General features: G+C 54.2%; 21 protein-coding genes and 1 other annotated feature. Of the genes, 12 read left to right on the forward strand and 9 right to left on the reverse strand.

Features of this window, described 5'->3' with window-relative positions:
- Positions 1–109 precede the first annotated feature (109 nt).
- The 3 genes from OTG14_RS10730 to dacD form a co-directional block, all read right to left on the reverse strand.
- On the reverse strand, positions 110–1168 hold the full coding sequence (locus OTG14_RS10730; protein ID WP_024908067.1) for an FUSC family protein: 1059 nt from the start codon (positions 1166–1168) through the stop codon (positions 110–112).
- A 92-nt stretch (positions 1169–1260) separates the two neighbouring features.
- Entirely contained in the window at positions 1261–1734 is a 474-nt protein-coding gene (gene sbmC / locus OTG14_RS10735) for a DNA gyrase inhibitor SbmC (protein WP_024908068.1), read from the reverse strand.
- Positions 1735–1853: 119 nt separating this feature from the next.
- Positions 1854–3020, reverse strand: coding sequence for a serine-type D-Ala-D-Ala carboxypeptidase DacD (dacD, locus tag OTG14_RS10740; RefSeq protein WP_032646438.1), 1167 nt, complete (start codon positions 3018–3020; stop codon positions 1854–1856).
- A 198-nt stretch (positions 3021–3218) separates the two neighbouring features.
- On the opposite strand from dacD, the gene sbcB reads away from it, so the two are divergent.
- Positions 3219–4655 (forward strand): exodeoxyribonuclease I, encoded by a 1437-nt coding sequence (sbcB, locus tag OTG14_RS10745; protein ID WP_425340243.1) that lies wholly within the window; start codon positions 3219–3221, stop codon positions 4653–4655.
- Between the two features lie 129 nt (positions 4656–4784).
- Here the strand turns inward: sbcB and plaP are convergent, their stop codons facing one another.
- From plaP to OTG14_RS10765, 4 genes are all read right to left on the reverse strand, one after another.
- Complete coding sequence (plaP, locus tag OTG14_RS10750) at positions 4785–6143, reverse strand: putrescine/proton symporter PlaP (RefSeq protein WP_008499462.1); 1359 nt, start codon at positions 6141–6143, stop codon at positions 4785–4787.
- Positions 6133–6195 (reverse strand): membrane protein YoeI, encoded by a 63-nt coding sequence (gene yoeI / locus OTG14_RS10755; protein ID WP_099458931.1) that lies wholly within the window; start codon positions 6193–6195, stop codon positions 6133–6135. The genes plaP and yoeI overlap by 11 nt, the downstream gene beginning before the upstream one ends.
- A 219-nt stretch (positions 6196–6414) precedes the next feature.
- Positions 6415–7344 carry a LysR substrate-binding domain-containing protein gene (locus tag OTG14_RS10760; protein ID WP_024908071.1) on the reverse strand — a complete coding sequence of 310 codons (930 nt, stop codon included), beginning with the start codon at positions 7342–7344 and terminating at the stop codon, positions 6415–6417.
- A 41-nt stretch (positions 7345–7385) separates the two neighbouring features.
- The gene (locus OTG14_RS10765) at positions 7386–8210 is read right to left on the reverse strand and encodes an SDR family oxidoreductase (protein ID WP_032646443.1); all 825 of its coding nucleotides are present in this window, start codon (positions 8208–8210) and stop codon (positions 7386–7388) included.
- Between the two features lie 175 nt (positions 8211–8385).
- On the opposite strand from OTG14_RS10765, the gene hisL reads away from it, so the two are divergent.
- The 9 genes from hisL to hisIE all read left to right on the forward strand — a co-directional run bounded on the left by hisL (position 8386) and on the right by hisIE (position 15602).
- Positions 8386–8436, forward strand: coding sequence for a his operon leader peptide (gene hisL, locus OTG14_RS10770; RefSeq protein ID WP_001364200.1), 51 nt, complete (start codon positions 8386–8388; stop codon positions 8434–8436).
- Positions 8412–8535, forward strand: a sequence feature (His leader region). Its footprint overlaps the gene before it by 25 nt.
- Before the next feature lie 45 nt (positions 8536–8580).
- A complete protein-coding gene (gene hisG / locus OTG14_RS10775) occupies positions 8581–9480 on the forward strand; it encodes an ATP phosphoribosyltransferase (protein WP_000886595.1) in 900 nt (299 codons plus the stop codon).
- Between the two features lie 5 nt (positions 9481–9485).
- Positions 9486–10790 carry a histidinol dehydrogenase gene (gene hisD / locus OTG14_RS10780; RefSeq protein ID WP_267215048.1) on the forward strand — a complete coding sequence of 435 codons (1305 nt, stop codon included), beginning with the start codon at positions 9486–9488 and terminating at the stop codon, positions 10788–10790.
- Positions 10787–11848: a histidinol-phosphate transaminase gene (gene hisC / locus OTG14_RS10785; protein WP_267215049.1), complete on the forward strand. Its 1062-nt coding sequence runs from the start codon at positions 10787–10789 to the stop codon at positions 11846–11848. Before hisD ends, hisC begins: the two co-directional genes overlap by 4 nt.
- Positions 11845–12912, forward strand: a complete 1068-nt coding sequence (hisB, locus tag OTG14_RS10790) for a bifunctional histidinol-phosphatase/imidazoleglycerol-phosphate dehydratase HisB (protein ID WP_267215050.1) — start codon at positions 11845–11847, stop codon at positions 12910–12912. Before hisC ends, hisB begins: the two co-directional genes overlap by 4 nt.
- Entirely contained in the window at positions 12912–13502 is a 591-nt protein-coding gene (gene hisH / locus OTG14_RS10795; RefSeq protein ID WP_032646447.1) for an imidazole glycerol phosphate synthase subunit HisH, read from the forward strand. Before hisB ends, hisH begins: the two co-directional genes overlap by 1 nt.
- On the forward strand, positions 13502–14239 hold the full coding sequence (gene hisA / locus OTG14_RS10800; protein WP_257260741.1) for a 1-(5-phosphoribosyl)-5-[(5-phosphoribosylamino)methylideneamino]imidazole-4-carboxamide isomerase: 738 nt from the start codon (positions 13502–13504) through the stop codon (positions 14237–14239). The genes hisH and hisA overlap by 1 nt, the downstream gene beginning before the upstream one ends.
- On the forward strand, positions 14221–14997 hold the full coding sequence (hisF, locus tag OTG14_RS10805; RefSeq protein WP_048029350.1) for an imidazole glycerol phosphate synthase subunit HisF: 777 nt from the start codon (positions 14221–14223) through the stop codon (positions 14995–14997). The genes hisA and hisF overlap by 19 nt, the downstream gene beginning before the upstream one ends.
- Positions 14991–15602, forward strand: coding sequence for a bifunctional phosphoribosyl-AMP cyclohydrolase/phosphoribosyl-ATP diphosphatase HisIE (gene hisIE, locus OTG14_RS10810; protein ID WP_061714813.1), 612 nt, complete (start codon positions 14991–14993; stop codon positions 15600–15602). Before hisF ends, hisIE begins: the two co-directional genes overlap by 7 nt.
- Positions 15603–15642: 40 nt before the next feature.
- Here the strand turns inward: hisIE and wzzB are convergent, their stop codons facing one another.
- Positions 15643–16623 (reverse strand): LPS O-antigen chain length determinant protein WzzB, encoded by a 981-nt coding sequence (gene wzzB, locus OTG14_RS10815; protein ID WP_061714812.1) that lies wholly within the window; start codon positions 16621–16623, stop codon positions 15643–15645.
- A gap of 193 nt (positions 16624–16816) precedes the next feature.
- On the opposite strand from wzzB, the gene OTG14_RS10820 reads away from it, so the two are divergent.
- Together OTG14_RS10820 and OTG14_RS10825 are read left to right on the forward strand one after the other, a co-directional pair.
- Positions 16817–17821: an NAD-dependent epimerase gene (locus OTG14_RS10820; RefSeq protein ID WP_090419638.1), complete on the forward strand. Its 1005-nt coding sequence runs from the start codon at positions 16817–16819 to the stop codon at positions 17819–17821.
- 35 nt (positions 17822–17856) lie between these two features.
- Positions 17857–18411 carry a GNAT family N-acetyltransferase gene (locus tag OTG14_RS10825; protein WP_061714810.1) on the forward strand — a complete coding sequence of 185 codons (555 nt, stop codon included), beginning with the start codon at positions 17857–17859 and terminating at the stop codon, positions 18409–18411.
- 78 nt (positions 18412–18489) lie between these two features.
- On the opposite strand, the gene ugd is transcribed toward OTG14_RS10825, so the two are convergent.
- The gene (gene ugd / locus OTG14_RS10830) at positions 18490–19656 is read right to left on the reverse strand and encodes a UDP-glucose 6-dehydrogenase (RefSeq protein WP_061714809.1); all 1167 of its coding nucleotides are present in this window, start codon (positions 19654–19656) and stop codon (positions 18490–18492) included.
- Positions 19657–19677 lie beyond the last annotated feature (21 nt).

Consider the following 19677-nt stretch of genomic DNA (forward strand, 5'->3'; position numbering starts at 1 on the left):
TAACAATAACCTTACTGACAGCGGCTGCGAATGACAATGAGTATATCGTTTAAAGCTATCATAACCCCAATTGCTGCTGAATCGAAGCAGCAGCCGTCACATACGCCTTTTATTTGCGCAGCGCCCGGCAAATCAGGTGCGATAACAGCTCAAGCTGCCGCGCCAGTTCCATGCTCAGCCAGACGTAGCCATGAATAGGCGTTTCCGCCACGTTATCGCTCTGGCGTTCATTGATTAACTGCTTCAGCTCCGCGACGATCTCGTTCAGTCGCTCGCTGTTGGCCAGAATCGGCTGCGGGTTCCCTTCATAGAGCGCATGAGCGATGGTCAACAGTGTTTGCTGCGTCATCTGCTGGGTCTCTTTGAGGGTCTGCGCGTTAAGCATCAACAGATGACTTGGGCGCGTGGCCCAGTGGGCGTTGATTTGCAGCTCAAGCATGCAGACCAGATTGCGGCTTACCGTCTGGATGGCTTCAAAAATCGATTTCTGAATATGGGTTTCTTTGCTGGCAGGCGTGATCAGGCCGCGCATTTTGACCACATCGTTAAGGATAGTCTGCAGGTGCTTTTCCAGGCGCGGGCGCTCAACCAGATTAGGGGAAAAACCGGCCTGATAGACGCGGTTAAACGCGGTGACGTAGCTGGCCATCTGAATACGCCAGTGCAGAAAAGCACGCTGCGGCCAGATACCGGTGAAGAGCATCGCCAGCAGTGAACCCAGGATGACATCCCCGCTTCGCCACAGCGCCGTGGTCATATCCCCGGCGGGCGCACCGACCACCACCGCGAGCGTAATACCGATCAGCAGCGCCTGATACGGCTTTTTACCCAACGCCAGCCAGCCGCACAGGAACATGGCGGCACCGCACCATGCCAGCATCACCGGAAACGAGATAAGCTCCAGCTTGAGGGCGATAAGCCCCAGAGCCGAACCTAACACGGTCCCGCCAATGCGCTCCAGGGCGCGCGGAACAACGTTCCCCCAAAACGAGATGGGCCCCATCACCACCACCAGCGTGATCAGCGGCCACGTCCCTTCCGGAACATCCAATAAACGCACCAGTACAAACGTCAGCACGAAAGCCAGCGCGATGCGGCATCCATGCACCACGCGGTAGTGTTTGTACAACCGAATTTCAAAAGGGGTTAATGATTTGTCGGGACGCACACCCGCTCTCCAGCTACACGGCAAATCACAATTGTACTGTGTTTTCAGCCGGGCGGATCGCTCCCGGCTGAAAAACCCTTCACTTAGCAGGCTTAAACCGTTTTATGCTCTACCGCGATATACATTTCGATATCCCAGTAGCCGTCCGCATTGCCGTCATTGAGATAGCGCTCGAAGCAGGGTTTGAGCGCCATCTGGTACTTATTGTCCTGCAGCAGGGAATTGAAGAACTGATACCACGGCGTGGCGAAGTCGTAGTTTTCCACGCGCGCCGTCGCCACGGCATAATCCCCGGCCGCGATTTCCGTCATCATAACGCCTTCGCTGTTTTCCGGGATAACGAAATCATCCGGTACCGTAACGGCCGTATCACAGCGCAGTTTTTCTGGCGGGACTTCATCCGGGTTATCGTAGTAGACCGCCACCCACTCCAGCGGCTCAATGTGACGCCCGTCGACCCACATCACCAGCTGTTCAAAGCCCTGTTTTACCGTTTGTTCCCACGGTCCGACCAAATGAAAACCGGCAATCTTACGTTTCTGTTGCTGCTTAATGCTGTAGTCCATGCTGCCTCCGCTTATTACTGTATATTTATACACTATAAAACCGGATTACTATTATCAGCAAACGAGGAGTGTTTATTATGTGAGCAGACTCGCAACCCTGCCAGTCTGCTCATCTGCCGTTAGAGCGTGTGGTGCAGATAATCGCTCAGGCGAGAGAACAGGCCGCCTTTATCAACGGCTTCCAGCGTCACCAGCGGCCAGTGCGCCACCACTTTGTCGCGGTCGTAGAGCTGGATCTCCCCAACCCGCTGGTGCGCGGCAATCGGCGCTTCCAGCTCTTTTTTATCCAGTACGTATTTGGCTTTGATGTTGGGCACTTCCGCTTTCGGCAGGGCCAACCAGAAGTCCTGGTCGGTACCCAGTTTCACCTGCTCCTTATCGCCGTACCAGATACGCTCTGTCCCCACTTTTTTACCGCTATGCAGGATCTGCACCGTATCGAAATTCTGCTGACCCCAGTGCAGCAGTTTCCGGGCCTGGTCTTCGCGCCCTTTCGGGCTGTCCGCCCCCATCACTACCGCGATTAACCGGCGCTGGCCGTCAACGGCGGACGCAATCAGGTTAAAACCCGCCCCCGAGGTATGCCCTGTTTTCAGCCCGTCCACGTTCATGGTTTTATCCCACAGCAGGCCGTTACGGTTTTGCTGGGTGATCCCGTTCCAGGTCAGGCTCTTTTCGCTGTACATATGATAAAACTCGGGCTCACCGTGGATGATGGCGCGGGAGAGTACGGCCAGGTCATAGGCCGAGCTGTGCTGGCCCGGCGCATCCAGCCCGTGGACGGTTTCAAAATGCGTATCGCGCAGGTTCAGCTTCTGCACGTAGTCGTTCATCATCTTCACAAACTGCGGCTGACCGCCCGCCACGTGATCGGCCAGCGCCACGCAGGCGTCGTTGCCAGAGTCGACAATCAGGCCGCGGCTTAAGTCGCGCACGGAGACGCGATCGCCTTCTTTCAGGAACATCAGCGATGAACCGTCAAACACCGGGTTCCCTTTTGCCCAGGCATCGCGTCCTACGGTGACAATATCGTCCGGGGTAATGCGGTGGCTATCAATGGCCCGATCAACCACATACCCCGTCATCAGCTTGGTCAGGCTCGCCGGATTGCGTTGTTGATGTTCGTTGCCCGCCGTTAAGATCTGACCAGTCGTGTAATCCATCAGCACCCAGGAGCCAGCCTGAATGGCCGGAGGCTGCGGCGAAAAATCCAGTGGTTCGGCCGCAAAAGCAGATGAGACACTCGAAGCGAGTAAAGAAACAGCAATAAACAGACGGCGTTTCAACGGTATATCCTCAGGTCATTAAAAATCGATGACCTTTTTACGGGAGTTCTGATGTCGTTACCTGGCTTAATTGCAAAAAAATGTGACAGAACGCAGATTTTTCTCTGAAGCTGGCGCGCAAATCTGCAACGCGGAGGTGCTTTTTATTCGGTCTCGACCGCACGATCGTTTACCATAGTGACGTCATTTTTTAACAGGATGGTATTACTGGTGTCTGACTCTGCCGCTCGCCCGACTTTTTTATTTCATGACTATGAAACCTTTGGCACTCACCCGGCGCTGGACCGACCGGCGCAGTTTGCCGCCATCCGTACCGACGACGAATTTAACATCATTGGCGAGCCAGAGGTCTTTTACTGCAAGCCTGCGGATGACTACCTGCCGCAGCCCGGCGCGGTGATGGTCACCGGGATCACTCCTCAGGAAGCGCGGGAAAAAGGCGTTAACGAGGCAGAATTCGCCCGACGCATCCACGACCTGTTTACCGTCCCCAATACCTGCGTGGTCGGTTACAACAACATCCGCTTCGATGACGAAGTGACGCGCAATATCTTCTATCGTAACTTCTACGATCCCTATGCCTGGAGCTGGCAGAACCGCAATTCGCGCTGGGATTTGCTCGACATCATGCGCGCCTGCTACGCCCTGCGTCCCGAAGGCATTAACTGGCCGGAAAATGAGGAAGGGCTGACCAGCTTCCGGCTGGAACACCTGACCCGCGCCAACGGTATTGAGCACAGCAATGCCCACGACGCGATGGCGGACGTCTATGCCACCATTGCCATGGCGAAGCTGGTGAAAAGCGCGCAGCCACGACTGTTCGAGTATCTGCTGAGCCACCGCAGTAAACAGAAGTTGACCACGCTGATTGATGTGCCGCAGATGAAGCCACTGGTGCATATTTCCGGCATGTTTGGCGCCTGGCGCGGTAATACCAGCTGGGTCGCCCCGCTGGCCTGGCATCCGGACAACCGCAATGCGGTGATTATGGTGGATTTGGCCGGCGATATTTCGCCGCTGCTGGAGCTCGACAGCGATACCCTGCGCGAACGGCTGTACACGCCGAAGAATGAACTCGGCGATCTGCCTGCGGTGCCGGTCAAACTGGTGCATATCAATAAATGTCCGGTCCTGGCGCAGGCCAATACGCTGCGCCCGGAAGATGCAGACAGGCTGGGCATTAACCGGCAGCACTGCCTCGATAACCTGAAAGTGCTGCGCGAAAACCCGCAGGTGCGCGAGAAGGTGGTCGCCATTTTTGCCGAAGCCGAGCCGTTCGTACCGTCAGAAAACGTGGATGCCCAGCTCTATAATGGTTTCTTCAGCGATGCCGATCGCGCTGCAATGAATATCGTTCTGCAAACCGAGCCGCGTAACTTACCGGCGCTGGATATCACCTTCGCCGATAAACGCATTGAAAAGTTGATGTTTAATTACCGCGCGCGTAACTACCCGGGAACCCTGGATGAAGCAGAGCAGGAACGCTGGCTGCAGCACCGTCGCAACGTCTTTACGCCAGAGTATCTGCACAGCTACGCACAGGAGCTGGAAATGCTTTATGGCCAATATGAAGGGAATGCAGAGAAACAGGCGCTGCTGAAATCCCTGTTCCAGTACGCGCAAGAGATAGTTTGATCGATGGGTATAAAAAAGCCGGAGGCGATGTCTCCGGCTTTTTTTTTGCCCGGTGGCGCTTCGCTTACGCGGGCCTAAGGGAGTGTTGTTTTGTAGGCCGGGTAAGCGCTAGCGCCACCCGGCGAGTCATTACGCGACGTCTTCGTACTGCGGAACCGGGTTACGGAAGCTCTTCGTGACGCAGGCCAGGTAAACCAGGCCGATACCCGCCCAAATCAGGCCAAGCACCATCGAGCTCTCTTCCAGGTTAACCCACAGCGCACCTACGGTCAGGGCACCACACATCGGCAGGAACAGATACTGGAAGTGATCTTTCAGCGTCTTGTTACGCTTTTCACGGATCCAGAACTGAGAGATAACCGACAGGTTAACAAAGGTAAACGCCACAAGCGCACCGAAGTTAATCAGCGCCGTTGCCATCACCAGGTCAAAGTTAATCGCCAGAAGCGCGATCGCACCGACCAGGATAATGTTCATCGCCGGGGTACGCCATGTTGGATGCACGTAGCCGAAGAAGCTTTTCGGGAATACGCCATCGCGGCCCATTACGTACATCAGACGCGCAACGCCTGCATGCGCGGCCATACCGGACGCCAGTACGGTGATGGTGGAGAAGATCAGCGCGCCGACCTGGAACGCTTTACCCGCCACATAGAGCATGATTTCCGGCTGAGACGCATCCGGATCCTTGAAGCGAGAGATATCCGGGAAGTACAGCTGCAGGAAATAGGTCGAGAAAATAAAGATCAGACCGCCAATCAGCGCCGTCAGGAAGATGGCGCGCGGGATCACGCGCTCTGCATCTTTGGTTTCTTCAGACAGGTTGCTGATCCCGTCAAAACCGGTAAAGGAGAAGCACAGAATGGTTGCCCCGGTAATCATCGGGATCACATGCGCATCACCAGACCAGAACGGTTTGCTGCTCGCCAGCGTGCCAGCGCCTTCACCGTGGAACACGCCATAGATCACCATGCCAAGAATAACGGCAATCAGGACAACCTGAAGCACAACGATAACGGAGTTAAAGTTGGCAACGGACTTGATGCTGCGCAGGTTAAAGGCCGTCATAAAGGCCACCAGCGCCACGACGAACATCCAGGATGGAATCGACGGCACCAGCGCTTCAAAATAGATTTTTGCCAGCAGAATGTTGATCATCGGCGCGAACAGGTAGTCGAGCAGCGAAGACCAGCCCACCATAAAGCCAACCGTCGGGCTGATGGATTTCTGGGCATAGGTGTAGGCAGAACCGGCAGACGGATAGCGACGCACCAGCTTACCGTAGCTCAGCGCGGTAAAGAGGATCGCAATCAGCGCGAAGCCATAAGCCGTCGGCACATGACCGTCGGTGAGGCCCGATACGATACCGAATGTATCGAACAGCGTCATTGGTTGCATATAGGCCAGGCCCATCATAACAACCGGAATCAACGTAAGCGTTTTACGTAATTCCACGCGAGAGGTGTTTGGAGTTGCGTTATGCGACATAGTTATTCTCCTTTACGGTAATAACCGCCACGTAAGCGAAAAATTGCCCCATTTCTTTCTTCCTCAGCGACAACAACTGTCGGATTTTAGTAAATATCTATCCGGTACGAAGCCCGGCCTCTTGGTTTTTAGTTTCGTTTCGTACATGCAAAAAAAAATAACCGACGCCTTTTATATCGTCGATTATTCATTTGGTTGCAGCGGCGGCATTTTGCCCCACATCGGATACAAAAGGCAATACTTTGCAACGCAGCGGGTAATTTTCTTTTTCCTAACTGGCTGATTTCTCGACACTGCCCTGAGCATATACAGCGGCGATAGCACTATTTGCTAAAATTTCGTCCCGCCACCAGGCGCTGGCCAGCCCGGAGGTCTGTTCATTCCAGCCCACCCATACCGATTCATGGCTGTTTTGAGCAAGTACCTGTTTTTCAACAAGCGCACCGCTGTCAATGTACCGCTGTGCCAGATAGCGGGGTAAATAGCCGCAACCCAGGCCGCTGATTTGCAGCTCCAGCTTGGTTTTAAAGTCGAAAACGGTGATAGCCTCCTGCTCGTCAAGCAGCTGCGAGGAAACCGCACATTCCGGACGAGAGCTGTCCCCCACCACAATCGCGCGGTAGCCTTTAATCACGCGGCGGTTAAGCGGCTCAGGCTCCTGAGCCAGCGGATGATGGGGCGCCACGGCGAACACCTGCTCCAGCACGCCCAGACGCGCAAAACCAAACTCGCTCAACTGGGGAGGCTCGTGGAGTGCACCGACAAAAATATCCGCCCTACCCTGAGTTAAGGCATCCCAGGAGCCTCCCAGCACGCCGTTTATAAAAATGAGTCGGGTCACGCTGTGGTGTTGATAAAAGGCTTCAATCAGCGGCGTCAGGAGAGAAAAGGGAAAGGTATCATCCACGCCAATCACCAGCTCGTTTTCCCAGCCCTGGTGGAGTTTTACGGCCTGTTTTTCGAGTTCACGAACGGTATGGAGGACTTCGCGTCCCTTTTCCAGCAGCATTTGCCCGGTACGGGTAAACCGCGCGCGGTGCCCAGAGCGATCGAGGATCTGGATATTGAGATCGCTTTCCAGTTTTTGAACGGTATAGCTCAACGCAGATGGGGTTTTGTAGAGCTTTGCCGACGCAGCGGCAAAGCTCCCCTCTTTTTCCAGTGCATCCAGAATAATAAGAACATCCAGCAGCGGTTTCATGCTCGCCCCCTTCTGGTGTGCGATCGTCTCCGCTGCGGGACTTATTCCATGGGCATCACCAGCGGATCGGGATACTGATACTCAAACCCCAGCTCATGACAAATGCGATTGCCATCAACAATTTTGCCTTTACTGTCATCCTTTGCCTCACCAAAGACCGGCGGCGCCAGGCCCAGCTGACGTGCCATCAGCGGGTAAAACGTGCTGCGCGCCGGATGAGACGGTGCACATATATTATAGATGTGTCCACCTTTCGGAGCCTGTAAGAGTAGCTCAATCGCGGCAACAACATCGTCAAGATGCACAAGATTGACAACATGCTGGCCATCTGGCGCAGACTTCCCGGCGAAAAAGCGTCCCGGATGACGGCCAGGGCCCACCAGCCCCGCCAGACGTACGATATCAACCTGCGTGCCGGGAAGATTATGCAGCCAGTCTTCCAGCTCTTTCAGAACCTGACCGCTGGCCGTAACGGGACGGCGCTCGGAATTTTCTTTCACCACGCCCTCAACCTCACCATAGACCGAGGTCGAGCTGGTAAAAATGATGCGGGGAACATGGTGCGCCAGCGCGCTGTCGACAATCTCCTGCATCGCCTGCAGATAAAACGACTCGCCCGGGCCACTGCGCCGTGCGGGGAGAGTGATCACCAGCGCATCGACGTTCATCAGCGTGTCCAGGTCGTCAGCATCACACACCAGTTCCGGTTCAAGACGCAGTTCAACGCCATCAATACCGCACATGCGCGCTGCCTCTACCCCATCCGCCGTGGTTTTGCTCCCGGTCACCTGCCAGCCTTTCGCGGCTAATGACATCGCCAGCGGCATTCCCAGCCATCCTAAACCGACAATCGCGACCTTTTTCATGCGAATTCTCCTGACTCTCACTCGTCTTTTATAAGGCTACGCCAGCCCGGCAGAACACACAATTCATAGCATCAATATGAAATGAATTAATGATCAAAAAAAGCCCTTGCAATATGTCGTACAACTGGTTTACGTTAAAAGACATCAAATGAATAAGCATTCATCGAGAATTTATATGACACGCGTTCAATTTAAACACCACCATCATCACCATCATCCTGACTAGTCTTTCAGGCGATGTGTGCTGGAAGACGTTTGGATCTTCCAGTGGTGCATGAACGCATGAGAAAGCCCCCGGAAGATCTTCTTCCGGGGGCTTTTTTTTGGACCGAATTCAGACAGGTTAAAACAGGTTAACGAGGAATAAAGAATGTTAGATAACTCACGTTTACGCATAGCTATTCAAAAATCAGGCCGTTTGAGTGACGATTCACGCGAATTGCTGGCCCGCTGCGGGATTAAAATTAACCTGCACACCCAGCGCCTGATTGCTCTGGCTGAAAACATGCCCATCGACATTCTACGCGTGCGTGATGACGATATTCCCGGCCTGGTCATGGATGGCGTCGTTGACCTCGGCATCATCGGGGAAAACGTGCTGGAAGAAGAGCTGCTGACCCGCCGCGCGCAGGGCGAAGACCCACGTTACTTCACCCTGCGTCGTCTGGACTTCGGCGGCTGCCGCCTGTCGCTGGCGACGCCGGTTGATGAAGCCTGGGACGGTCCGGCCGCGCTGAACGGCAAACGTATCGCCACCTCCTACCCTCACCTGTTAAAGCGTTATCTGGATCAGAAAGGCGTGCAGTTTAAATCCTGTCTGCTGAACGGCTCTGTTGAAGTGGCCCCGCGTGCGGGTCTGGCGGATGCCATCTGTGACCTCGTCTCTACCGGCGCGACGCTGGAAGCGAACGGTCTGCGCGAAGTGGAAGTGATCTACCGCTCCAAAGCGTGCCTGATTCAGCGTGACGGCGAGATGGCCGACGCTAAGCAGCAGCTGATCGACAAACTGCTGACCCGTATTCAGGGCGTGATTCAGGCGCGTGAGTCCAAGTACATCATGATGCACGCCCCGACCGAGCGTCTGGATGAAGTGATTGCCCTGCTGCCTGGCGCCGAGCGTCCAACCATCCTGCCGCTGGCGGGCGATCAGCAGCGCGTGGCGATGCACATGGTGAGCAGCGAAACCCTGTTCTGGGAAACCATGGAAAAACTGAAGGCGCTGGGCGCAAGCTCCATCCTGGTGCTGCCGATTGAGAAGATGATGGAGTAATGGCCATGAGCTTTAACACAATCATCGACTGGAATACCTGTAGCGACGCACAGCAGCGCGAGCTGCTGATGCGCCCGGCAATTTCCGCCTCTGAAAGCATCTCGCGCACCGTTGCGGAGATCCTGGATAACGTCAAAGCCCGCGGCGATGACGCGCTGCGGGAATACAGCGCAAAGTTTGATAAGACGGAAGTTGGCGCATTACGGGTAACCGAGCAGGAAATCATTGATGCCAGCGATCGTCTGGGCGACGACATCAAGCAGGCGATGGCCGTTGCGGTGAAAAACATTGATACTTTCCACACCGCGCAAAAGCTGCAGACCGTAGATGTGGAAACTCTGCCCGGCGTACGTTGCCAGCAGGTAACCCGCCCGGTTGCCTCCGTCGGTCTCTATATTCCCGGCGGCTCTGCCCCGCTTTTCTCCACCGTACTGATGCTGGCGACTCCCGCACGCATTGCCGGGTGTCAGAAAGTGGTGCTTTGCTCGCCGCCACCGATTGCCGACGAGATCCTGTACGCGGCGAAGCTGTGCGGCGTGCAGGCGGTCTATAAAGTGGGCGGCGCGCAGGCGATTTCAGCCCTGGCGTTCGGCACAGAATCCATTCCCAAGGTCGACAAAATCTTTGGCCCGGGAAATGCGTACGTGACCGAAGCTAAGCGCCAGGTCAGCCAGCGTCTGGACGGTGCGGCCATCGATATGCCCGCCGGTCCGTCTGAAGTGCTGGTGATTGCCGACAGCGGCGCCACGCCGGACTTCGTGGCGTCCGACCTGCTTTCCCAGGCGGAACACGGCCCGGACTCGCAGGTCATCCTGCTTACGCCGGATGCCGATATGGCAAAACGCGTAGGCGAAGCCGTGGAGCGTCAGCTTGCCGACCTGCCCCGCGCCGACACGGCACGCCAGGCGTTAGCGGCCAGCCGCCTGATTGTGGCGCGCGACCTGGACCAGTGCATTGCCATTTCTAACCAGTACGGCCCGGAGCACCTGATTATTCAGACCCGCAACGCGCGCGATCTGGTCGACAGCATTACCAGCGCGGGCTCGGTGTTCCTCGGCGACTGGTCACCGGAGTCTGCGGGCGATTACGCCTCCGGCACCAACCACGTGCTGCCAACGTATGGCTATACCTCAACCTGTTCCAGCCTGGGCCTGGCGGATTTCCAGAAACGCATGACCGTGCAGGAACTCTCCCGCGAAGGGTTTGCCTCACTGGCGTCTACTATTGAAACCCTGGCCGCCGCCGAGCGCCTGACCGCCCACAAAAATGCCGTTACGCTGCGCGTTGCAGCCCTGAAGGAGCAAGCATGAACATTGAAGAATTAGCCCGCGAAAATGTCCGTCGCCTGACGCCCTATCAATCTGCGCGTCGTCTGGGCGGTAAAGGGGATGTCTGGCTGAACGCCAACGAATATCCAACGGCGGTGCAGTTTGAGCTGTCGCAGCAAACGCTGAACCGCTATCCGGAGTGTCAGCCAAAAGCGGTGATTGAAAACTACGCGCAGTACGCGGGCGTGAAGCCGGAGCAGGTGCTGGTCAGCCGCGGCGCGGATGAGGGCATTGAACTGCTGATCCGCGCCTTCTGCGAGCCGGGCAAAGATGCGGTGATGTACTGCCAGCCGACCTACGGCATGTACAGCGTCAGCGCGGAAACCTTCGGGGTGGCGTGCCGCAACGTACTTTCTCTGGAGAACTGGCAGCTGGATCTGCAGGGCATTGCCGACAATCTTGACGGCGTAAAGGTCGTGTTTGTCTGTAGCCCGAACAACCCCACCGGACAGATTATTAACCCACAGGATATCCGCACCCTGCTGGAGATGACGCGCGGTAAAGCCCTGGTTGTGGCCGACGAAGCCTACATCGAGTTCTGCCCGCAGGCGACGCTGGCAGGCTGGATTGAAGAGTATCCGCACCTGGTGGTGCTGCGTACGCTGTCGAAGGCTTTCGCCCTCGCAGGCCTGCGCTGCGGCTTTACGCTGGCCAATAAAGAGGTCATCGACCTGCTGCTGAAGGTGATCGCTCCGTACCCCCTCTCCACGCCGGTTGCCGACATTGCCGCACAGGCGCTGGCGCCGCAGGGCATCAACGCCATGCGTGAACGCGTGGCGCAAATTCTGGAAGAGCGTCAGTACCTGGTGACGGCCCTGAAAGATATCCCGTGCGTGGAGCAGGTGTTCGACTCGGAAACCAACTACATCCTGGTGCGCTTTACCGCTTCCAGCGCCGTATTTAAATCTTTATGGGATCAGGGCATTATCTTACGAGACCAGAATAAACAACCTTCTCTGAGCGGATGCCTGCGCATTACCGTAGGCACCCGTGCAGAGAGCCAGCGCGTGATTGACGCCCTGAAAGCGGAGAAAGTATGACCCAGAAGATCCTTTTCATCGATCGTGATGGCACCCTTATTTCGGAACCACCAGCTGATTTTCAGGTCGACCGATTCGACAAGCTGGCGTTCGAACCCGACGTGATCCCGGTGCTGCTTAAGCTGCAAAAAGCCGGATACAAGCTGGTGATGATCACCAACCAGGACGGTCTGGGTACCGAAAGCTTCCCGCAGGCAGACTTTGACGGCCCGCATAATTTAATGATGCAGGTGCTGACCTCTCAGGGCGTGGTGTTTGATGAAGTGCTGATTTGCCCGCACATGCCAGCCGACGAGTGCGACTGCCGTAAGCCAAAGGTGAAGCTTGTCGAGCGCTATCTGGCAGAGGATGTGCTGGATAAGGCCAACAGCTATGTCATCGGCGATCGCATCACTGATATTACGCTCGCGGAAAACATGGGCATCGTGGGGCTTCGCTACGACCGTAACAACCTTAACTGGGCGATGATTGGCGAACAGCTGACAAAACGTGACCGCTACTCGCACGTTGAACGTAACACCAAAGAGACGCAGATTGATGTGAAGGTCTGGCTGGACCGCGAAGGCGGCAGCAAGATCCACACTGGCGTGGGTTTCTTCGACCACATGCTGGACCAGATTGCCACCCACGGCGGTTTCCGCATGGAGATCACGGTAAAAGGCGATCTTTATATTGACGATCACCACACCGTGGAAGATACCGGCCTGGCGCTGGGTGAAGCCCTCAAGCTGGCGCTCGGTGATAAACGCGGCATCAACCGTTTTGGCTTTGTCCTGCCGATGGACGAGTGTCTGGCGCGCTGTGCGATGGATATCTCCGGTCGCCCGCACCTGGAATATAAAGCAGACTTCAATTACCAGCGCGTGGGCGATCTGAGCACCGAAATGGTGGAGCACTTCTTCCGTTCATTGTCCTACACCATGGGCCTGACGCTACACCTGAAGACCAAAGGCAAGAACGACCACCACCGCGTAGAGAGTCTGTTCAAGGCCTTCGGCCGAACGCTGCGCCAGGCAATCCGCGTGGAAGGCGATGCCCTGCCCTCATCAAAAGGAGTCCTGTAATGAACGTGGTGATTCTGGATACCGGATGCGCCAACCTGAACTCCGTAAAGTCGGCGATTGCGCGCCACGGCTACGAGCCGGTGGTCAGCCGTGACCCGGACGTGGTGCTGCGTGCAGACAAACTCTTTTTACCGGGCGTGGGAACCGCGCAGGCCGCGATGGATCAGATTCGCGAACGCGAGCTGGTCGATCTGATCAAAGCCTGTACCCAGCCGGTGCTGGGGATTTGCCTGGGCATGCAGATCCTGGGCCGCCGCAGCGAAGAGAGCAACGGCGTTGACCTGCTGGGCATTATCGACGAAGACGTGCCGAAAATGACCGATCACGGCCTGCCTCTGCCGCATATGGGCTGGAACCGCGTGTACGCCAAAGCGGGCGACAGGCTTTTTCGCGGCATTGAAGACGGTGCGTATTTTTACTTCGTGCACAGCTACGCCATGCCGGTGAACGTGAATACGATCGCCCAGTGCACCTACGGCGAGGCGTTTACCGCGGCCGTACAGAAAGACAATTTCTTCGGCGTGCAGTTTCACCCGGAGCGCTCTGGCGCCGCAGGCGCGCAGCTGCTGAAAAACTTCCTGGAGATGTGATGATTATTCCCGCTTTAGATTTAATTGACGGCACGGTTGTTCGTCTCCACCAGGGCGATTATGGCCAGCAGCGCGACTACGGAAACGACCCGCTGCCGCGTCTGCAGGATTATGCCGCCCAGGGTGCTCAGGTGCTGCATCTGGTGGATTTGACGGGCGCGAAAGACCCGGCGAAGCGACAGATCCCCCTGCTGAAAAATCTGGTCGCCGGTGTTGATGTGCCGGTACAGGTCGGCGGCGGCGTGCGTACGGAAGATGACGTTGCGGCGCTGCTGGACGCGGGCGTAGCACGCGTGGTGGTCGGTTCAACCGCCGTGAAAGAGCCTGAGATCGTAAAAGGCTGGTTCCGCCGCTTTGGCGCCGACGCGCTGGTACTGGCGCTGGACGTGCGCATTGATGAACAGGGTAATAAGCAGGTGGCAGTCAGCGGCTGGCAGGAAAACTCCGGCGTGACGCTGGAAGCGCTGGTCGAGATGTATCTCCCCGTTGGCCTGAAGCACGTGTTATGCACGGACATCTCTCGCGACGGCACGCTGGCGGGCTCCAACGTCTCGCTGTATGAAGAGGTCTGTGCGCGTTATCCGCAGGTAGCCTTCCAGTCTTCGGGCGGAATTGGTGATTTAAACGATATTGCCGCGCTGCGCGGAACGGGCGTACAGGGCGTGATTGTAGGCCGAGCCCTGCTGGAAGGTAAATTTACTGTGACGGAGGCGATTCAATGCTGGCAAAACGGATAATCCCTTGCCTGGACGTACGTGACGGCCAGGTCGTGAAAGGCGTGCAGTTCCGCAACCACGAGATCATTGGCGACATCGTTCCGCTGGCAAAACGCTATGCTGATGAAGGCGCAGACGAGCTGGTGTTCTACGATATTACCGCGTCCAGCGATGGCCGCGTAGTCGACAAAAGCTGGGTAGCTCGCGTGGCGGAAGTGATCGATATTCCGTTCTGCGTGGCGGGCGGGATTAAATCCGCTGACGATGCGGCCCAAATTCTCTCGTTTGGTGCCGACAAGATTTCCATCAATTCCCCTGCCCTGGCCGACCCGGAGCTGATCACCCGCCTTGCCGATCGTTTTGGCGTGCAGTGTATTGTGGTTGGGATCGACACCTGGTATGACGCCGCAACGGGCAAGTACCACGTCAATCAGTATACGGGAGATGAAAGCCGCACCCGCGTGACGCAGTGGGAAACGCTCGACTGGGTGCAGGAAGTGCAGAAGCGTGGCGCGGGCGAGATTGTCCTCAACATGATGAACCAGGATGGCGTGCGTAACGGGTATGATCTCGAGCAGCTGAAAAAAGTCCGTGCGGTTTGCCACGTTCCGCTGATCGCCTCCGGCGGCGCGGGCACCATGGAGCACTTCCTCGAAGCCTTCCGCGATGCCAACGTGGACGGTGCGCTGGCCGCGTCCGTGTTCCACAAACAGATTATTAATATTGGTGAGCTAAAAACGTACCTGGCCGACCAGGGCGTGGAGATCAGGGTATGTTAACAGAGCAACAACAGGCGCAGCTGGACTGGAAAAAAACGGACGGATTACTGCCGGTAGTTGTCCAGCATGCCGTCTCAGGCGAAGTGCTGATGCTGGGGTATATGAACCAGGACGCGCTGGAAAAAACGATCGACAGCGGCAAAGTGACGTTTTTCTCGCGCACGAAACAGCGTCTGTGGACCAAAGGGGAAACCTCGGGTCATTTCCTGAATGTGGTCAGCATAACGCCTGACTGCGATAACGACACCCTGCTGGTGCTGGTCAATCCGATCGGGCCGACCTGCCACAAGGGCACCAGCAGCTGCTTCGGTGAGACGAGCCACCAGTGGTTGTTCCTGTATCAACTGGAACAGCTGCTGGCAGAGCGTAAAACGGCGGATCCGGAGAGTTCTTATACCGCGAAGCTGTACGCCAGCGGAACCAAGCGTATCGCACAGAAGGTAGGAGAAGAAGGCGTTGAGACCGCGCTGGCCGCGACGGTGCATGACCGCGAGGAACTGACGAATGAAGCGTCTGATTTGATGTATCACCTGCTGGTGCTGCTGCAGGATCAGGAGCTGGATTTGACGGCGGTGATAGAGAATCTTCGTAAGCGTCACAAATAAAAAAACCGGGGTATATCCCCGGTTTTTTTTAATCTGCAAATCAGGCTTTTGGTTTGTAGTTGCGTAAGGCGTTACGGCCAAGCACGAAACCTGAACCGATAATACCACCCAGCAGCACGGCAAGAATCAGAACAACCGCTTTTTTCGGACTGTCACGATGTACTGGGAGTTCCGGCTTCATGACATACCGGTAAACGTGGATCGTGTCAGGGTTTACATTCAGATTCTGGATGTCCAACAGATTTCGCTTGGTCTGGTAATAGGCCGTTGGGAAGACCAGCGGACGAGAAGCCTCATTGTCAATCATCGATTTCAGCCCCTCGCTACCCAGCAGGAACAATGTTTCCTGAGTCACTTCTTGGGTTTGCTGGACCTGCGGCGAGGTTATTTTCGCTGCTTCAGCGTTCTTGAGTGCCTCAGCAATCTGTTTGATACGCAGATCTTTTTGCTCCTGAGCAACCTTCTCCTGGTTTTGCAGGGAGTCATTCAGGGTTTTTATCTGTTCCTTGATGTTGTCCTTAAGGTCAACGGCAAGTTCTTTCGCCGTTTGCTCATCGACCTGCTGGATATACTGCGCCAATTGCTTTTGTGCGGCTTCTGCGGATGTACTGGTATAGGAGACGCTTAATGGTAACGGCTGTCCTTTAACCGTGGGCTCAATGGTAAGTTTTTCAGGCACTGACTGATTTTCCAGCGCCTGCGACAACGCGGAGAATGAGGAGTTAAAACGACCAATAGCACGTGTTTGATTATCAAGCATTGAAGGTGCTGCGGTACCGTAGAGGATATTCAATGCATTAGAATAGCTGGCTATCTGAGCAGCATCAGGTTGTGCAATAATTGCACTTGACGTCCATTTTTCCTTTACAATAGATAAAAAACCAATAGCAAGGGCAATAAAAACAACAACAAAGACTGCTATCGTCCACTTTCCACGCCACAGTTGCAGTACTAAATCAAATAAATCAATTTGCTCAGGGTCATTGCTTCGGCTGACCTGGCTATTGTTGTTTTGTGTCATACAATCCCTAACAGATGAAAAAGGGCAAACATAATGTTGTTCGCATAGTTTATCTATTGCTGGCAATTTTTCTATAAGAATCCGATGAGTAATATCGGAAAGATCGGTTATGTAACTTACCTCCCTTCGCGGTATCATAGAGGCCATGTGATGCGCTATGGCATCTGTAAGAATATAGGCTATGAGGGAAGAGATGAAATTTCTGGTAACGGGTGCAGCTGGTTTTATCGGTGCAAATGTCAGTAAACGCCTCCTTGAGGCCGGTCATCAGGTTGTCGGTATTGATAACCTTAATGAATACTACGATGTCAACCTGAAGCTGGCACGCCTGGAACTGTTAAAATCTGAGAGTTTCACCTTTCACAAGCTGGACTTAGCTGACCGGGAAGGTATGGTCACGCTTTTCGCCAGTGAGAAGTTTGATCGTGTGATTCATCTTGCCGCGCAGGCTGGCGTACGCTACTCCCTTGAAAACCCACATGTGTATGCTGATGCCAACATTATTGGTCATCTCAACGTGCTGGAAGGCTGCCGCCATAACAACGTTCAGCATCTGCTTTATGCCTCATCCAGCTCCGTATATGGCCTCAACCGCAAGATGCCCTTCTCGACTGACGATTCCGTGGATCACCCGGTTTCGCTTTATGCCGCGACCAAAAAAGCCAATGAGCTGATGTCGCACACCTATTCGCATCTCTACAACCTGCCGACAACTGGGCTGCGCTTCTTTACCGTATACGGTCCGTGGGGACGCCCTGACATGGCACTGTTTAAGTTTACCAAGGCGATGATTGAAGGCAAAAGCATCGATGTCTATAACTACGGTAAGATGAAGCGCGACTTCACGTACATTGATGATATCGCTGAAGCCATTATTCGCCTTCAGGATGTTATTCCTCGGTCAGACCCAAACTGGACCGTTGAGGCCGGCTCACCTGCGACCAGCTCAGCGCCTTATCGGGTTTATAACATCGGCAACAGTTCACCAGTAGAGCTGATGGACTACATCACCGCTCTGGAAGAGGCCCTGGGTAAAAAAGCGGAAAAAAATATGATGCCACTCCAGGCCGGGGATGTTCTGGAAACCAGCGCCGATACCCAGCCACTTTATGACGCGATCGGATTTAAACCGCAAACCTCGGTTAAAGATGGGGTGAAGAACTTTGTAGACTGGTACAAACGTTTCTATAAAATTTGAATACATTCAATATGTCTACGCAAAAAGGAACTGCTATGTCTATTCCAGTAATTCACCAGACAGATCTTATCGTAGGTCGCTCTGTTAAACTTCGAAATGTAAAAATCGATGACGCAGCTTTCATTGTTGCGCTGAGAACGAATGAGAAAAAGGGTCGATTTATAAGCACGACCTCTGATGATACTAAGGCACAAGAAAAATGGATCGAAGGTTATCTGAAAAGTGAGGGTCAAGCCTACTTTATCATTACCGATCTCGAAGATATACCTTTTGGTACGGTAAGAATTTATGATCAGCAACAAGATTCTTTCTGCTGGGGATCATGGGTCATTCATGAGGATGCACCTTCACATTTCGCAATTGAGTCGGCGCTTTTAGTCTACTACTACGCGTTGAAATTAGGTTTTACCCGCGCCCACTTCGATGTCCGTAAAGGTAATCTTTCTGTCATTAGGTTCCACGAGCGTTTCGGTGCTGTTCGTCAAAAAGAAACAGAAGATGATATTCTTTTCACTATTTCGAAAGACAGTATTCAGGACTCAATGAATAAATTTAAGAAATACCTTCCTCAGCATATTTTAATTAAATAAAAGACATTTTCCTCAATTAACATCAAATATAAAAAAGGACAGACCATTACGGTCTGTCCTTTTAAAGAACATTTTTTATTAATCACTACCAAACAGATCGCGGGTATACACTTTATCCGCCACGTCAGCCAACTCTTCCGCCATGCGGTTTGAAATGATGACATCGGCTTCTTTCTTAAATGCGTCCAGATCGCGGATCACCCGTGAATTGAAGAACTGATCCTCCGGCATGGCTGGCTCATAGATAACAACCTCAACCCCTTTCGCCTTAATGCGCTTCATGATCCCCTGAATAGAAGAAGCGCGGAAGTTATCGGAGCCACTCTTCATGATCAGACGGTATACGCCGACGACTTTCGGTTGACGCGCAAGGATGGAATCGGAGATAAAATCTTTACGTGTACGGTTAGCATCAACAATCGCCGATATCAGGTTGTTTGGCACAGCCTGGTAGTTTGCCAGCAGTTGCTTGGTGTCTTTTGGCAGACAGTAGCCACCGTAGCCAAATGAAGGGTTGTTGTAGTGATTACCAATGCGCGGATCGAGACACACCCCTTCAATAATCTGACGGGTGTTCAGTCCAAGACTCTCTGCGTAACTGTCGAGCTCATTGAAATAAGCCACTCGCATTGCCAGATAGGTATTCGCGAAGAGCTTAATCGCCTCAGCTTCAGTGGAGTCGGTAAACAACACCTGAATATCTTTCTTAAGCGCCCCTTCCTGAAGCAGCGCGGCAAAGCGCTCAGCACGCTCAGAGCGTTCGCCAATAACAATACGCGAAGGATGCAGGTTATCGTAAAGTGCTCTCCCCTCGCGCAGGAACTCCGGCGAGAAGAAGATGTTATCAATCCCAAACTTCTCTTTGATGGATTTAGTGAAACCAACAGGAATCGTTGACTTAATGACCATCACCGCACGAGGGTTGATCGCGATAACGTCTTTGATCACCGCTTCGACGGTTGAGGTGTTGAAGTAGTTGGTTTTGGGATCGTAGTCAGTAGGCGTCGCAATGATGACGTAATCCGCATCGCGATATGCATCTTCTTTGTCAGTCGTGGCGCGGAAATTCAGCGGCTTATTGCTGAGATAGTCCTGGATTTCTTTATCGACAATCGGCGATTTTTTCTGATTGAGCATGTCCACTTTGGCCTGCACGATATCCAGTGCAACCACTTCGTGGTTTTGAGCAATCAGAATGCCGTTAGAGAGACCGACATACCCTGTTCCGGAAATTGTTATTTTCATTCGCTAATGACTTCTATGAGT

It is taken from the genome of Enterobacter pseudoroggenkampii (assembly GCF_026420145.1).
Classification (GTDB): domain Bacteria; phylum Pseudomonadota; class Gammaproteobacteria; order Enterobacterales; family Enterobacteriaceae; genus Enterobacter; species Enterobacter pseudoroggenkampii.